The sequence below is a fragment of the Paenibacillus sp. FSL R7-0179 genome (assembly GCF_038002265.1).
Lineage (GTDB): Bacteria > Bacillota > Bacilli > Paenibacillales > Paenibacillaceae > Paenibacillus_AQ.
This window is the reverse complement of record NZ_JBBOCC010000004.1, coordinates 1-16,299: the sequence shown is the minus strand read 5'-3', so window position 1 is coordinate 16,299 and position 16,299 is coordinate 1. Positions and strand designations below refer to the sequence as shown.

The 16,299-nt window shown below is 54.4% G+C and carries 14 protein-coding genes; 4 read left to right on the top strand and 10 right to left on the bottom strand.

What is annotated here, in order from left to right:
- Positions 1-180: 180 nt before the first annotated feature.
- Genes MKX63_RS32490 through MKX63_RS32480 form a run of 3 tightly spaced genes read right to left on the bottom strand, consistent with a single transcriptional unit; the run spans position 181 to position 5,510 of the window.
- A complete protein-coding gene (locus MKX63_RS32490) occupies positions 181-3,468 on the bottom strand; it encodes an ATP-binding protein (protein ID WP_341023460.1) in 3,288 nt (1,095 codons plus the stop codon).
- Positions 3,455-3,826, bottom strand: coding sequence for a response regulator (locus MKX63_RS32485; RefSeq protein ID WP_341023465.1), 372 nt, complete (start codon positions 3,824-3,826; stop codon positions 3,455-3,457). The genes MKX63_RS32490 and MKX63_RS32485 overlap by 14 nt, the downstream gene beginning before the upstream one ends.
- A gap of 49 nt (positions 3,827-3,875) precedes the next feature.
- Positions 3,876-5,510, bottom strand: coding sequence for a GGDEF domain-containing response regulator (locus tag MKX63_RS32480; protein ID WP_341023458.1), 1,635 nt, complete (start codon positions 5,508-5,510; stop codon positions 3,876-3,878).
- Positions 5,511-5,743: 233 nt separating this feature from the next.
- Here MKX63_RS32480 and MKX63_RS32475 point away from each other — a divergent pair, with 233 nt between their 5' ends.
- A complete protein-coding gene (locus tag MKX63_RS32475) occupies positions 5,744-6,013 on the top strand; it encodes an ACT domain-containing protein (protein ID WP_036700808.1) in 270 nt (89 codons plus the stop codon).
- A 25-nt stretch (positions 6,014-6,038) separates the two neighbouring features.
- Entirely contained in the window at positions 6,039-7,397 is a 1,359-nt protein-coding gene (locus MKX63_RS32470; RefSeq protein ID WP_036700806.1) for a PFL family protein, read from the top strand.
- 295 nt (positions 7,398-7,692) lie between these two features.
- Here MKX63_RS32470 and MKX63_RS32465 read toward each other — a convergent pair whose 3' ends face one another.
- The 3 genes from MKX63_RS32465 to MKX63_RS32455 form a co-directional block, all read right to left on the bottom strand.
- A complete protein-coding gene (locus MKX63_RS32465) occupies positions 7,693-8,628 on the bottom strand; it encodes a sigma-70 family RNA polymerase sigma factor (protein WP_341023457.1) in 936 nt (311 codons plus the stop codon).
- A 57-nt stretch (positions 8,629-8,685) separates the two neighbouring features.
- Positions 8,686-9,132, bottom strand: coding sequence for a carboxymuconolactone decarboxylase family protein (locus MKX63_RS32460; RefSeq protein WP_341023456.1), 447 nt, complete (start codon positions 9,130-9,132; stop codon positions 8,686-8,688).
- A gap of 204 nt (positions 9,133-9,336) precedes the next feature.
- Positions 9,337-10,791, bottom strand: a complete 1,455-nt coding sequence (locus tag MKX63_RS32455; RefSeq protein ID WP_341023455.1) for an MFS transporter — start codon at positions 10,789-10,791, stop codon at positions 9,337-9,339.
- Between the two features lie 168 nt (positions 10,792-10,959).
- Between MKX63_RS32455 and MKX63_RS32450 the strand changes: the two genes are divergently transcribed.
- Positions 10,960-11,454: a MarR family winged helix-turn-helix transcriptional regulator gene (locus tag MKX63_RS32450; RefSeq protein ID WP_341023453.1), complete on the top strand. Its 495-nt coding sequence runs from the start codon at positions 10,960-10,962 to the stop codon at positions 11,452-11,454.
- 109 nt (positions 11,455-11,563) lie between these two features.
- On the opposite strand, the gene MKX63_RS32445 is transcribed toward MKX63_RS32450, so the two are convergent.
- Positions 11,564-12,982 (bottom strand): response regulator transcription factor, encoded by a 1,419-nt coding sequence (locus tag MKX63_RS32445; protein ID WP_341023450.1) that lies wholly within the window; start codon positions 12,980-12,982, stop codon positions 11,564-11,566.
- Between the two features lie 594 nt (positions 12,983-13,576).
- On the opposite strand from MKX63_RS32445, the gene MKX63_RS32440 reads away from it, so the two are divergent.
- A complete protein-coding gene (locus MKX63_RS32440) occupies positions 13,577-14,203 on the top strand; it encodes a GyrI-like domain-containing protein (protein WP_341023448.1) in 627 nt (208 codons plus the stop codon).
- A 2-nt stretch (positions 14,204-14,205) separates the two neighbouring features.
- On the opposite strand, the gene MKX63_RS32435 is transcribed toward MKX63_RS32440, so the two are convergent.
- Genes MKX63_RS32435 through MKX63_RS32425 form a run of 3 tightly spaced genes read right to left on the bottom strand, consistent with a single transcriptional unit; the run spans position 14,206 to position 16,226 of the window.
- On the bottom strand, positions 14,206-14,871 hold the full coding sequence (locus MKX63_RS32435; RefSeq protein WP_341023447.1) for a hypothetical protein: 666 nt from the start codon (positions 14,869-14,871) through the stop codon (positions 14,206-14,208).
- Positions 14,864-15,550 (bottom strand): hypothetical protein, encoded by a 687-nt coding sequence (locus MKX63_RS32430; protein ID WP_341023444.1) that lies wholly within the window; start codon positions 15,548-15,550, stop codon positions 14,864-14,866. The genes MKX63_RS32435 and MKX63_RS32430 overlap by 8 nt, the downstream gene beginning before the upstream one ends.
- A 37-nt stretch (positions 15,551-15,587) precedes the next feature.
- Positions 15,588-16,226: a DUF4004 family protein gene (locus tag MKX63_RS32425; RefSeq protein ID WP_341023442.1), complete on the bottom strand. Its 639-nt coding sequence runs from the start codon at positions 16,224-16,226 to the stop codon at positions 15,588-15,590.
- Between the last annotated feature and the right edge of the window lie 73 nt (positions 16,227-16,299).

Here is a 16,299-nt window from a genome sequence, read left to right as displayed (position 1 = left end):
TTTGGCCCCGTCTCCTCGTTCTCTCCCCATCATCCCATTCCCTCACCCGAGAGAACCCCCCAGCATACAAAAAAACAAGCCTCCCGAAAGAGACTTGTTCCGCACTAACTATAATCCATCATATTATTGCATTAGCCATATAATCACGAAGCACTACTCAGCAACCACTCGATACCCACTCTAACTCTCATCAAGCGCCGAACCATGCCCGGCCTCACCGTTATCCGGGAACAGCACCTCGCCAGTCTTCAGCTGAATGTCCACAATCTCCTGAAGCGTACCCGACAGCTCGCCTGGCGGATAAGGCTTGGTCAGATATTTCTGCACGTTATCCATCATGCTCTTATCGTCCTTATCCAGCGCCGAGGAGATGACGATCGGCACCTTCTCGGTCCGGGGATCGTCCTTGAGCATGCGGATCAGATCCCAGCCGTCCAGCTCATCGCCCAGCATCAGATCCACAATGATCGCTACGAAGGGCGTTTTGACGGCCTGGTCAAAAGCTTTTTGCGGATGATAGTGATGGGTGACCCGGAAGCCCTTGCCCTTCAGCTCCTCCGAGAGCAGCAGCGACAGGCTGTAATCATCCTCCACAATCATCACATTCGGCTTCTGCTCCTTGCCCGCGTTCCATCTGTGGGAGGACTCCTCCTCCGGTTGGCCGGTCTCGGCCTGAATCACCGGAAGACGGAACCATACTGTCGAGCCCACGCCTTCAACCGATTCAATCCCGATTGTTCCCTTCTGCTTCTCAATGATCTCCTTGCAGATCGCCAGCCCCAGTCCCGTACCGCCAATCCGCTTGGATGCACTGTTGTCCACTCTGCGGAATTTCTGGAACAGCTGCCCGATCTGATTCTTCGGAATCCCGAGTCCATGGTCCTGAATCCTCACCATAATGCTGCCCGGTTCGTTATGAAGCATGACCTTCACTTCACTTGCACCCGGCGAGAACTTGATCGCATTGCTCAGCAGGTTGGTCAGCACCTGGATAATTTTATCCTTGTCTACCTCAACCTCGGGATTCAGCGCCTCGTCCTCCAGCAGAATATGATGGGTACCGCTCAGCTTGTACTGATCTATGACACTCAGAACTGTCTCGCTAAGATTGACCTTCTCCACATTGTACAGCTGTGTGCCTGACTCCATCCGCTGCAGGTCCAGGAAGTCGTTAATCAGCTCCGTCAGACGCTTGGCTTCCTTATGAATCGTCTCCAGATATTTCAGCTGCTTCTCTGGCTTCATCGTTTTGGACAGCAGCAGCTCCGTGAAGCCCAGCACACTCGACAGCGGCGTCCGCAGCTCATGGCTGACGGTGCTGACCAGCTCCGACTTCATCAGATCCAGCTCATACTCGCGTGTAATATCCCGGTGAACGAACAGCGTTCCCACCCGGACCTCCCGGCGGAAGACCGGTATGGCATAGGCATCCACATGCTTCATGTCTTCCTTGCCGATAGAATACTTCATCGTACTGGAATCCACAGTATGCTCAGACATCGCCTTTTGGTAAAAGCGTTCCAGCTCTTCCGATTCATTCACCCGGGAGGTGAAATGCTCCATCCAGCCCTCCTTGGGAATCAGCATGCCTTCCGTCCAGTCCTCATAGCTGAACAATTGGCTCAGCGCCTTGTTAATGTGCTGAATGACACCGTCCGTGCTGACAAACTGGATGCCCTCATTGACGTTGTTGACAATATCCTGATTCAGCTTGCGGCCATTCTCAATCTCCTCGTACATGAACAGGCGTTCGATAGCCAGGGCGACCCGGTTCATTATCCCCTGAATCTCACTGGTCTCTTCCTCTGTGAACGGATGCCCGATGCGGGTTCCGCAGAAGACCGCCAGAATCTCATCCTCCGCATTTACCACGGTTGTATAGTAGTCGTAACAATACACCTCGTTGGCGGAAATCCCCTGCTCTCTGACCGAGCCCACCCGCTTCACCACATACGATTTTTCCACACTCAGGCGGTACAGAATCTCCTTGCTGCCCTCACCGATGTACCGCTCCACATTCTCCGGCGGAACCCCCTTGACCACCGCTATCTTGTCCTTGACCAGCAGGAAAAGACTGGAGTCGAAAGAGAACAGGCGGTTCATGAACTTGTTGAACTTGTCGGCGAATTCATGCTTGTCGAGCGTATAGGTAATTTCATGATTCAGCTGATTGTTAAGCTCCAGCATCATAGACGTCTGCTCCGTGCTTTTCAGCGTCTCCGCCAGCTCCTGCTGCACATTCTTCATCGAGGTAATGTTATTGGCAATCAGGATATACTGGTAAATCTGGCCTTCATCGTTTAAGTAAGGCATGATTGTCAGCTGCAGCCAGAGCGGCGAGCCTTCCTTCGCCGCAAGTTTTGTCTCTCCGCTCCACACTCCGCCGGTCGACAGCTTGCGGATCATCTGCTCCACCTGGGTATCCGAAATATTATGCAGCTCAAACAACCGGTAGGTGTATCCGATAATCTCTGAGCTCTTGTACCCTGTGTAGACGCTCAGATTATCGTTCGCGTAAGTGAACACGCCTTTGTTCGACAGAATGCCGACGGCAGAGGTCTGATTCAGTGCCTTCATCATACTCTCGATTTCACTGAGTGACCGCTCCAGCCTGTACTGCTGGTCCTGCAGCTCGTCCTGCTGGGCGTGCAGCTCTTCATTCTGCATCATCAGCTCTTCCTCTTTGTCCTGGATGCTATGGGCCATATTCAGGAAGGCGTCATAGAGCCGCCCGATTTCATCCTGCTTATGCAGCTTACCAAGCAGAACCGCATCACCGGCCGCCAGCGAATTCGTTGCTTCCTCCAGCTTCACAATCGGATCGATGATAATTTTGAGCATCTGCCAGATCAGCAGGGTGAAGAACAGCAGCAGTAAGGTACTAAGCAGAAAAGCCACGAACGTGAATGCATCCGCCTGCCTGATGGAACGGGAGTTCAGCTCATTCAGCAGCGCATCCGAATTGGCTTTGAATTGCTTGGTATAGCCCAGGTATTCGTTCACAGCCTTGGTGCTGCCGCTCTGGGACAAGTTCCGGATTCCCTCGTAATCATTATTTTTCACCAGACGCATCACTTCGGGCAAGGTCTGGCTTTTGTACTGTTCATAGAACACCTTAAGGTCATCTCTGTACCGGACTTCTTCAGGCGACAGCTTCAGGGAGGAATACTGCTCCAGAATGCCGTCAAGCCCCTTAACCGCAGCGTTCAGCAGCGCAAGCTCATTCTCGCTCTGGGTAGCCACATAACCTCTTGCCCGGAAAAAGACTTCGTTCAGCGTCCCTGCCAGCTCGTTGATTGTGGCCGTCTTATATTGCAGCACTTCACGTTTGTGATCCAGCTGTTCCTGCTGGACATTGATATAGAAGACAAGCCCGATTCCTCCGGCCATAATGGCAACGAACAGGAGCAGAAGAATCCGGTAATATTTCGTTTTGATGCTCGTGGCTTTAAGCTTAAGGTTTCTCACTCAGAATGTCCTCCACGAGCTGCAGCAGCTCCATCGGGCTGAAGGGCTTGGGCATAAAATATCGGGCTCCCGCCTCTCTTGCCCGGTTACGGTCCATCTCCTGTGCCTTGGCGGTCAGCATCATAATCGGCGTCCGGCTCTTCAGCTCCCCGTCCAGCTCGCTCAGCACTTCAATGCCGGTCATTACGGGCATCATGTAATCCAGAATGACCAGATCGTAAGGTTCTGACGCCAGCCTGGCGAGCGCCTCGCCCCCATTCTCGGCGGTATGAACCTCCACATTCTCCAGATCCTCCAGCGTATCCTCAATCAGCATGCGCAGAACCTCTTCATCATCTACAATCAGTACCTTTTGCACCATAGCTCACTCTCACCTTTCAGTCATCCCTGCTTGGGATGCATTGCATTTAGAACAGAAACCGGTGGGACAGACGCTCAATCCGGGTCAGCAGCTCCGGCAGATGGAACGGCTTAATGACATAATCGTCCGCGCCCATCTGCAGCGCATGAATAATATCCCGCTGGTCGTTGCGCCCGGTCAGCATAATCACAAGAATATTCAGCTCAGGATAGCTGCTGCGGATCTTCTCCAGTACCTCCAGCCCGTCAAGCCCCGGCATGACGCCGTCCAGCAAAATAACATACTTCTCTTCAGGAGCATACCAGTCCGATTCCAATAGAAGCGCGCCGTCCGCATAGCTCGCAACCTTCACTCTGGCGTTGGTCCCAGGCTGCCAGGCTGCGAAATGGGTCGTCACGATTCTGCGGATGAGCGGATCATCGTCCACAATAATAACATTCAGCAGCGTCTCACGCTGGCTCAGCAGCAGATCCTGGCTGTACAGGGTGCTCTGGTTCCTGCCGTTATGTTTGCTGGCATAGAGCGCCAGATCGGCTTCCTCAACCAATATATCGGCATCCTGCACCTCTTCAGTGATCTCGGTCACTCCGCAGGAGAACGTTACATGGAAGCTCTCACGTTTGGCCTGGAAATCGCGGGCCGCAAAGGATTCCTGAATCCGCTCCATCACAAGCAGCGCCTGCTCCGCAGGGGTATTGGGCATGAACAAGGCAAACTCCTCGCCGCCATAGCGGCAGAAGGTATCCTCCGTGCGGATGGACTGCTTCACCAGCTCCGAGAAGCTCTGCAGCACCTCATCCCCCATCAGATGCCCGTAAGTATCATTAACCTGCTTGAACAGGTCCAGATCCAGCAGAGCGAGGGAGAAGGTCCGGCCTGTCCGTCTGAAATCGGAGATCAGCTGCTTCATCGTCTGGTTGAAGTACTTGCGGTTGAACGCTCCGGTCAGCTCGTCAACAATGATGGATTCCTGCCACTCCTTTTTCAGCTCAAAGCGGTTCTTGATCAAGACCAGGAACAAATCGATGTCCACCGGCTTTTGTATGTAATCCATGACACCCAGCGAATAGGCATACTTCTGAACCTCAATAGAATGCTCGCCGCTGATAATAATGATCGGAATCCGCTCTTTCTTGGCTTTGCCGATAATCTGCTTCAGTACATCAATCCCGCTGCGGTCCGGCAGCAGAATATCGAGTAGAATCAAATCCGGCTTCGTCTCATAAAAAAGCTTCAGTCCGCGTCCGGCCGACAGCGCAATGCTGACATAATAGGATTGACGCTCCAGGGATTCCCGTAAAAAAGCGACCAGCTCCACATCATCGTCCACGATCAGAATCTCGTACTGCTGATGGACATTCCCGTGGGACAATGCTATTCCGGGAGTCAGCGGCGGCACCGCGCCCACAGGCTCCGGCTCCGCAAACAGCTCCAGCAGCGGATAGATATAATCGCCCCACTCCGCTTCCTTCCAGCTTCTATGGTTGTCATCCGAGAAATAGAGCAGCGCATTGCCGGAGAATGCCTCTACAGCATCCAGCCCCACAGTGCCCGAGGTGCCCTTCAAATTATGCAGGAAACGGTAGATATCCTTCTCCTCGACTGCTGACTGTTCCGACCACTTCTGCAGCGTTTCTCTGGTGCGCTCTTCAACCAGCTCTTTATATTTTCTCGTTGTCATAATAGCTCCTTCAGTCCAGCTTATCCTACAAAACTTCAATAAATCATATTTTACATCAAGTGTCAATATTATTATACCCTCAGGAAAATGCAAGCTCAAATCTCTGATCAGCTGGACACAAAAGCTTTGGTTGATAACCGATCCTTGATTTGACATAATAATTAAAATCGTTCATTCCGTTAATGCGGCAATGAGCGAAGATTATAGATCATGGATAACGGGAGGCTTTTCAATTGAAGGGGATTATTACGGTACTCGGGAAAGACAAGGTAGGCATTATCGCCAAAGTATGTACATACCTCGCAGAGCACAATCTGAACATTCTGGATATCTCCCAGACGATTGTGCAGGATTATTTCAACATGATGATGATCGTGGACATCTCTGCCCCCAGCAAGTCCTTCGAGGAGATTGTGGAGGAGCTTCAGCAGGTAGGGGAAGACATCGGTGTGGAAATCAAGCTGCAGCATGAGGATATCTTCAATATTATGCACCGGATCTAACCGGCAAGGAGAGGAGTGAGCGCTAGTGATCTCGATTGTAGAAGTTCAGGAGACGAATAAAATGATCCGGGAAATGAACCTGGATGTCCGCACCATTACGATGGGCATCAGCCTGATGGATTGCGCCCATACCGACATGAAGGTGTTCAACCAGAAGGTATATGACAAAATCACCCGCTCTGCCGAGAAGCTCGTGAAGACCGGTGAGGATCTCGAGCGCCAATTCGGGGTGCCGATTGTCAACAAACGGATCTCAGTAACGCCGATTTCGATTGCTGCGGGCGCTGTACATACCGATACCTACGTGCCTGTCGCCCAGATTCTGGACAAGGCTGCCAAGGAGGTTGGCGTCAACTTCATCGGCGGGTATTCCGCGCTGGTACAGAAGGGCTGTACCAAGGGCGACCGGATTCTGATTGACAGTATCCCGGAAGCGCTGGCGGTGACCGAGAGAGTCTGCTCCTCCGTCAACGTGGGCTCCTCGCGCAGCGGCATCAACATGGACGCCGTGAAGCTGATGGGCGATATCATTCTCCAGACGGCGGAGCGCACCAAGGACCGCGATTCCATCGGCTGTGCCAAGCTGGTTGTATTCTGCAACGCAGTCGAGGATAACCCGTTCATGGCCGGTGCCTTCCACGGGGTGGGCGAACGGGAGTGTGTGATTAATGTGGGCGTAAGCGGCCCGGGTGTGATCAAGCGGGCGCTGGAGGAGGTGAAGGGACAGGACTTCGAGACACTGTGCGAGACGATCAAGCGTACAGCCTTCAAGGTTACCCGGGTCGGCCAGCTGGTCGCCCAGGAAGCCTCCAAGCGCCTGAATGTGCCCTTCGGCATCATCGATCTGTCGTTGGCCCCTACACCTGAGATCGGCGATTCTATCGCAGAGATTTTCCAGGTCATGGGCTTGGAGGAAGCCGGTGCTCCCGGCACCACTGCTGCACTGGCCATCCTTAACGATAATGTCAAAAAAGGCGGAGTCATGGCCTCCTCCTATGTCGGCGGCTTAAGCGGCGCCTTCATCCCGGTCAGTGAAGACCACGGCATGATCCAGGCGGTCCAGCGCGGGGCGCTGACGCTGGAGAAGCTCGAAGCCATGACTTGCGTCTGCTCGGTAGGCCTTGACATGATTGCCATTCCCGGCAGCACCAGCAAGGAGACCCTCGCTGGCATCATTGCCGATGAAGCTGCCATCGGGATGGTCAACAACAAGACTACGGCGGTCCGCGTCATTCCGGTCATCGGCAAGGACGTCGGTGAGATGGTCGAATTCGGCGGCTTGCTCGGATACGCCCCAGTCATGGCTGTGAACCCCTTCAGTTGTGCGGGCTTCGTCAACCGCGGCGGACGGATTCCCGCACCAATTCACAGCTTCAAGAACTAAGTGAGCGTGCAGGCTTAATTGCATTCTGTACATCTAAACCTGCTGATTTTCGACCCATTCTGAGTTTAGTTGTATATTGTACATCTATAAGGCCGTTTTTTCTTGCTACTCACACTTTTAGGCAGATTTAGTTGTACAGACTACCTTTAAACGTGGCATGTGTGAATTTTCGCTGCTTTTAAGTGTACATTCTACAACTATCACTGAAATTCACTGGGAGTTCTTCACATCAACCAATAAAGACACGTTGCCTTCCCGCATAGGGAGAGTAACGTGTCTTTATTATTGCCGGATATCAGCGCTGCGGCAGCTCCGGCGGTACGGTAATATGGGACAGCTTCGCAGGGTCCATCAGAAGATACAGGTTCTGAATCCGTTCCCCGCTGGAATCCGTACTCAGGCAGAGCACGCACTTCACAACTCCCTGATCGGTGAAGATCAGACTCGGCTCACCGTTCAGCGGCCCATAGGAAGTCTTCCACTCCCGCAAATAGTGCATAACCCGCTTCGAGGTCAGCAGTGCAGTAACTCCCTTACGGCCGGTCATCGGCCGGAGAATTGTATGCACTTCGCGGCCCCCGCCGTCGGCAACCAGCACCGGATGCTCGCCCAGCAGCTCCAGCATGCCGTCCACATCATAGGAGGTGAACGCGGCAGTGAAGCGGACCAGCAGTTTCTCCGTGACTGCTCTATATCGGAGCGAGGGTAAGCCGGAAGCCGGCTCTGCCATCAGGATACGCTTGGCCCGGCTGAAGATCTGCCGGCAGTTGCTGCCCGACTTGCCTACCATTCCGGCAATGGCTTCATAGTCGTATTCGAAGGCTTCCCGCAGTACGAATACCGCACGCTCCGTAGGAGACAGCCGCTCCAGCAGCACCAGAAAAGCATACGACAGATTATCCTTACGTTCTGCCGCCGCTTCCGGCCCATCGTATCCCTCGCTTACCGGCTCCGGCAGCCACTCCCCGATATAAGTCTCTCTGCGGCTGCGTGCCGAGTTCAGCATATTGAGGCAGCGGTTGGTCATACCTTTGGCCAAATAGGCTTTGATATTCTGAATGCCGCTCCGGTCCCGGTGCTGCAGCTCGGCGAATAAATCCTGCACCGCATCCTCCGCATCGGCAACCACGCCTAACATCCGGTACGCGATGGAGAAGGCATAACTTTTATAATGCTGATACAGCTCCTCCATACCCGGATTCTCAGCCGCAGGTGTCTCAGCCTGTGCCATTATTTTACCCCTGTCCACTTCACGCAGCTCTCCTTCCTTATATTCCTGTCCTTATCCTTAGCCGAAGCAGCCCGGGAACATCCCGGTCGTAATAGCAATCCGGTTCCAGCTGTTGATCGTATTGACCGCCATAATCCAGTCTACCAGTTCCTCTTCGCTAAAGTGCGTAAGCATCTTATTATACAGCTCCAGCGGAACGCCCGCTTCACTGATCAGCGTCACCTGCTCGGCGAATTCCAGCAGCACACGTTCCTTCGCACTGAACAACGGCGCTTCGCGCCACACACTCAGCAGCAGAATATGCTCGGCATAGTTGCCCAGCTTCATCAGATCCTTGCCATGCATATCCAGACAGAACGCACAGCCGTTGATCTGGGAGACCCGTATTTTAACCAGTTCATACAGCACTTTATCCTTGCTGCGGCTTCCTGCATGCTGCTCCAGCGCCATCATTGCCCGGAACGCCGGGCTGTTAACCTCACGATAGTTCATTCTTAGACTCAAATTGGGTCGCCTCCATTATGGTTGTATTGCTCTTCATAACTGTAGACAAGATAGGGACAGCTGTTGTGACACAACATCCCCACAAAGTGAAGCTTTAACTCGATGATGAATCAGGTACTTTGCGGGGACCCCAAAACATTGAAATTCTTTTTGACAAAAAAGAGCAGGACAGCAAAATTCCGCAGCCCTGCTCTTGAATACACTCTATGCGCTCAGGCTCTTAGCCCTTCTTGAAGAGAATAGCCGCCAGCCGGTCAGAAGCGCCGACAACAGGCAGATCCCGGACGAAGTCAGGAAGACTACATGCATTCCCGAGAGGAACAGCTCCGGACGGCCTTCTACCAGCCCGGTTACCCGGTAACCGGCCTTGCTGCTCATTACATTGAACAGGATCGAGGTCGCTACGGTAATGCCGACGACCATTCCCACATTACGGACCAGCGAATTCACGCTTCCTGCCGAGCCTAGCTGTGTTCGCGGCACCGTGGACATAATCAGCGAATTGTTCGGTGAGCCGAACATCCCGCTGCCGATACCGAGCATGGCGATCCAGACGCCGACCAGTATAACCGGACTGCCTTCATGCAGCCGGGCCAGCCCGAACTGGGCAACCACCATCACGATCAGCCCTGCGAAGGTGAGCAGCTCCGAACCGATTTTGTCGGATAACGCCCCGCTTAATGGAGCAACTATCACCATGCAGATCGGGTAAAGCATAAGCAGGAAGCCTGCACCATACGGAGACATGTTCAGCATATTCTGCGCATAGAACGGTGCGATGATATTGAAGCAGAAGTTCGAGACGAACACCAGAAAGGCACAGAATATACTCAGTGAGAACAAGGGATTCTTGAACAGGCCCAGTTGAAGCAACGGCTGAGCACTGCGCAGCTCCACGATCAGGAAGACGATGAAGGTAATAACTGCAGCGGTGAGGGCGGCAAGAATCCGGGTATCCCCGTAGCCAAGCTGCTGGCCGAGCAGAAGTCCGGCGAACAGAGTAACAATGAAGACAGCAAACAGCAGGCTGCCGGGAACATCAATCCCTGACTTGACGCGTACCAGGTCCTTCGGGAGCACCTTCCAGCCCAGCGCAATCGCCAGAATGCCAATCGGCACATTCACCCAGAAAATATACTCCCAGCCCATCGACGATACGATAATTCCGCCCAAACTGGGCCCCGCTATACTGCCGAGGGATACGAAGGTTCCGATCAAGCCAAGAGCCTTGCCGCGTTCCGTTGACGGGAAAATATCGGTAACAATGCCCTGGCTGTTCGCCATGGTCATCGAAGCGCCAACCGCCTGCACTACACGCGAAGCGATGAGCAGCGGCAGGCTGTGGCTTAATCCGCAGAGCAGCGAGCCGATGGTGAAGACAACCATGCCCAGCTTGAACATCTTGATTTTGCCGGCGATATCACCCAGCTTCCCGAAGAACAGAATCACTGAACAGATCGCCATCAGATATCCGGTTGTCACCCACTCTACCTGGGCTACCGGCAGCCCCAGCTCCTTCACCAGCACCGGCAGCGCAATATTCACAATACTTCCATCCAGTGTAGACATAAAAGTAAACAAATTAAGAACGATCAGAATCAGCCAGCGCTTCTTCTGTATCCCGGCATCCTCCTGATAGGTTGCCTCTATGCTGCTCATCCGCTAACACCCTCTTGTATCCAAAGTAATCTAGTTGCACACGCAACAAACTAATCCTTCACAGTGTACTGCAAATTAGTTGCGTGCGCAACAAAATTACGGTAAGATCTGAGGCAGACAGCATTCCCGTGACAGGTTGCTGTTATAATCCTCAGCGAGGTGTCCATTGTGACTTCAAATAAAGAACCCATCGGGAAGCTGATCTCTCATCTTCACCGCCAGAACCAAAAAATACTGGCCAAGGAGCTGCTTCCCTACGGCATCGGCAGCGGCGGCCAGCATAGCTTCTTAAAGCTGGTGCTGAGTCATCCGGGGATCACCCAGGATCAGATGACCAGCCGGATTAAATGCGATAAAGCGACAACCACCCGCTCCGTCAAGCTGCTCGAGGCCTCGGGATACATCGAACGCCGGACGGACCCGAATGACCGCCGCTCCTTCCTGCTGTATCCAACTCCCCAGGCGCTCGAATTCGCCCCGGTCTTCCAGACGCTGCTGGACGATTTCAACCGCGAGCTGTCCATGGATCTCACCGAGAGTGAGCTCGATACGCTGACAAATCTGCTCCACAAGGTCACCCGCAACTCAGACCGGCTGAACGGGCAGGGGTTGAGCGTATTGAATGGAAATGCCCAAGGGCCCCGTATGACGGGTGACGGGTAGCAGATCGTAAGGGGTAGACGTACTCTAATTTCTTCATTCTGAACGATTATTGGAAAACAGTTGATCCGACAAATCAGCAGCATATCGGGCAGCACAGGCAGCATGGCTCTCATTCTGCGGCTATACGCTCCGCCAGCCCTTCTGCGCGGTATTCGCTCGGCAGCTTGCCGACATGCTCCCGGAACAGCTTGCTGAAATAACGGTCATCGCCGAAGCCGGACCGGCAGGCAATTTCACACACGGGGACAGGGGTCTCCAGCAGCAGTGCCTTCGCCAGCTCCAGGCGCATGCGCCGCAGGCACTCCCCGAAGGTCTCACCGGCAAAGCGGGCGAAGCACCGGCTGAAATAGCCGCGGCTCATATGGACAGCAGCGGCAACATCGCCCTGGTTGATTTTATCGCCGGCATGGCTCCTCATATAACGCACAGCGGTGATCAGGCAGAGCATCACCTCTTGGCTCAGGCCCAGCTCAATCATCCGGCGCTGGACATGCCCGGTGAACTGATGCAGCCAGACTTGCCAGTGCCGCCAGTGCCGGTTGCACTCTGCCGCCAGCGCGAGCTGCTGCGCTTCCTCCGCCGTAAGCAGCAGCCGGCTCCAGCTCCGCAGCAGCTCCTGGCCAAAGTCCGCCACTGCCGCAGGGTCCGGCTGCTGCATCGCAACCCCGCTGAGGAACAGGTCCCAATCTCTGCGCTCCAGTGTCCAGCGGAGATTCTGCGCCTGTATCAGCGCGGAAGGGACGCCCGTCTCCGGCCGTTGCCGCGCGGCCAGCGCCTGCAGGTCACCATAGTGCAGCCTCGGGACCGCCTGGCCGCCCGCAGCATAGAACAGCGCCTGCCGAGCCGACTGTTCCAGCACCGCAGCGATTCTCTTCAGCGGCTGACCGCTCACCCCCTCCAGCAGCGCTGCTGTCCAGCTTGTCCCAAGCACCGCTCCCACCTCTCCTCCGATCCGCGCTGCATCCACAGGATACAGCAGCGGAGACAGCCACATCCCCTGCACAGCATGTAGTGTGGAATTTCTCACCTGAGACAGCGCATACAGCTGCTCTTCCTTCAGTTCCGGCGTAAGCGGCACATAGAGCAGCGCCTTGTCCTCCGCAATAACCTTCTGCTCTGCCTTTGCAGGGGTGCTTTTGTTCCCGTCCTCCCACCTGATCCGCTCCACCAGTCTGCGGATGATCACATCGGCATTCTCGGGCTCCAGCAGCGTTTTTACAATGTAATCCACCGCTCCCAGCCGCAGCGCCTCCTGCACCTCATCGAATTCATGATGGCAGGTCAGCACCACGCAGCGTACTGCGGGATGCCGCAGCCTCACCTCCCGGATCAGCTCGAATCCGGTCATCCCCGGCATCGAGAGATCTACGAACAGCAGATCCGTCTCCTGCTCGCGCAGCAGCTCCAGCGCCGCCTGCCCGTCTCTGGCCTCTCCAGTAATCACCACCCCGAAGGCCGGCCAATCCAGCAGTGAGATGAAACCCCTGCGCACCAGACGCTCATCGTCTACGACAACAGCCTTAATCATCGAAATCCTCCTTGCTTTTGATAGGAATAATGATGGATACCGGGTTCCTTCTCTTTCTCACTGCTCTTCGTGGAAGCGTTTCAATATATAGATACAATACCATATTTTGTTTATTCTGAAAATAAAAAGGCGTAACAACAAGATTGCCCCCTCCTTGCGGCCTTCGGCACCTTTCCCCAACAATCTTGCGCGCAATCCAGTGTCCGTCGAGGCCTAAGTTCGCAGTTCGTTGGAAGTCATCTGCGCTGAAGCCAGTGTTTGCACCAGTACATTGCGATTGTGTTCACTTTTTCGCATACATTCAGCCGCTTACCCTCGCAGCTGCAAATTGTCTTCGCTTTTCCGTAGACATTCGGCCCATGCTCCCGCAAGCCAGTACATCATCTTCTGCACAACATAAAAAGAGCTGCTCACAGGCATATCCGCCGTATAAACAACTCCACTTCTGGTATTTGATACTAGGGTAAGCCTCTGCCCGCCTTCTCTCCCTCTAAAAAGCCCCCCGATTTTCGTCTTCCGCCAACCTGACATACACCTGTCCGGTTCACATGATATGCTGAATGCAGCACAATCCTATGAACAGAGGTGACCCCTATGAAATTCGAATGGAGAAAACAAGACAAAGCCCTATATCTGCCCCCTGCCGAACCGGGGCTGATTCAGGTACCCGCCTTCTCTTACTTCACCCTGCAGGGTGAAGGCAATCCGAACGGCAGCGCATTCGCAGAAGCGGTCGCTGTGCTGTATTCCTTATCCTACGCAGTTAAGATGCTGCCGAGAAAAGGCCCCGCACCCGAAGGCTACTACGATTACACCGTCTTCCCGCTGGAAGGGGTATGGGATCTCAGCGAAGCCGGGCGCCGTTTATCCGTTCTTGATAAGAACGAACTGGTATACACCTTAATGATCCGGCAGCCGGATTTCCTGACCCCTCTGCTTGCCGCAGAAGTGCTGGAGCAGGTCAAGCGCAGCAAGCCGCACCCGCTGCTGGACAAGGCCGTCTTCGCCCGCTGCGAAGACGGCCTCAGTGTACAAATGACGCATATCGGCCCCTATGATGATGAACCCCACAGCTTCGCCAGAATGGAGCAATTCTGCACCGCTCAGGGTCTGCTGCGGGAGTCTCTCCTGCACCGCGAGATCTACATCTCGGATGCCCGGCGTGCCCGCCCGGAGAAGCTGCGAACCGTGCTCCGGTTCGCAGCCGCCCGGCAGGATTAACGCTACATTTTCACAGTGTGCCGTACGATTGAGCTCTTATGAACCTCCAGCAGCTCCCGGTACTCCACCATCTCAATCTCACAGCCGGGCCCGATTACAACACTTCCGCCCCGCACGGTCTGCGCCTGCGTATGCTGAAGCTCAATCTGGTCCCCTTCGATCAGCCGGGCCGCGAAGCTCATCTTCGTTCCCGGTCTGAGCAACGCAGCGGAACGGCTGCGCTTGATTGAGATCCTGCCGCCGCCGACCGTATCGGCTCTACAGGGGCCGAATAAGGACAGGTCAAGCTTCTCCGCATTCAACAGTCCGCTGACCTCCAGGATTCCGGTAAGCTGCACCTGCTCTGCTTCACAATCGCCCGTAACTATAATCCCGCCGGTCAGCCTGATATCCTCAATCCGCAGCCCGCCGCCTGCTGTAAGCTCCCCTTGCCCGCGCAGGCTGGCTGCGTCTACCCGTCCCTTAACCTCACACTCCCCGGTGATTTTGATATCCTGCGCCCGAAGATTCCCCTTAACCGCAACCTCCCCGGTCTGCGCCAGCTTATGGCAATCCACATCCCCGCCAAAGGTACATTCTCCCGTCACCTTCACATCCTTAAAAACTCCGCCGATAGAGCTCGATGTCCCAAGTATCTTCAGATCATGACGTTCTACCGCTTCATTCACCGAGCTTCTCCTCCTTTCCCACTTGGGCACCGGGATGTACTGTCAGTCCCGTTCTATACTCCACCCGGCTAATCGAGCAGCCCTGCCCGATAATAACCGTACCGCCCCTCACTACATCTGCACTCGTGTATTCCAAATCCAGCATATCGCCCTCGATGAGTTTGGCCCGCAGCCCGATTTTGAGCTTGGGAATCATTCCGCCGAGCAGTCTGCCCCAGGCTGTGTTGCCTTTTTTGCGGATCACCAGGCTCTCCACTCCAATCTCTCCTGCCTCCGACTGACCGTGTAGTCCGAACTCGATCCGGCCCGCACTGAGCAGGCCCCCCACCGTGAATACCCCTTCCCCGGTCAGCTCCTCCAGCTCACAATCGCCCTTCAGCTTCAGCATCCCGTCTATTACACAGCGCTCTCCCCGCAGACTGCCTTCACCGTTCACTACTCCATTCAGCTTCATTTCACCAACCTGCAGATTGCCCTTCAGATTGAGGGTTCCATTCATCTCCAGCTCATCGGCCGCGAGGTCGCCCTTCTGCTTCATCACTCCGTCACAGCTATAGGTATGAGCTTGGAGCGCTCCGTTAATTTTACTGACGCCGTTAATATTAACCTTGTGATATCTGCCTCCGGCAGCCGTGTTGACCCCATCCATCACCAGATCCGGCAGTTCATTCTTCTCCATGGTCCAGCCTCCTGTGGTTTCCTGTTTCTTGCTCTTGTCAGTTGCCTTCACTTAAGCGCCCATTCAATTGTTCCGCCAGATCCGCAGAGCGAAGCCTGCTCACCAGCCGTGCCCCCTCATCGAAGGCCAGCCCTGCGCCAGGCAGTGTCATAATGAAGAAGCTAACCCCCATCTTCCGCACAAAAAACAGCTCCCAGCCCTTCTCCCCGTACCCCGGCGCATGACTCTCCAGCGTCTGATAGAGCCGTTCTGCTTCCTCCCAGCTGAGCTCCCCCTTGCCGAGTAGCCCATCTGCCGCGAAAACATTCAGAATCTGCTCGAAGGTTAGCGGTAAATCCTCAGCCTCCGGTCTACCGAACCGCTCCAGACTGCTTACCGAAACAATGTTACGTTCTTTTAACTGGGATAAGGTTAACCTTATTCTGTACGGGGATGCCGGCTCTGACAGCTTATCTGCCAATTCATCCAGGGAGAGATCATCCTTCTTCTGTAAAATATGCTGCACCCGCCCCAAAATACGCGCCCGCGGAAAAAAGGTCTCTTGTCCCGTAAAGGTAGATTTGCGGATGAACCATTCCTCAGGAATCAGCTGCTTCCGCTTCCAGCGGTACAATTGCCCGTAAGAAATTCCTGTCTCATCGAGCAGTTCCTTTTTGGAGATTAAATCCTCTTCCATATCACCACTCCTTGCGCTCATCGTAACATAACACTGTTACGTTGTAAACTAACAAGCTGCCTGAAACTCTCCC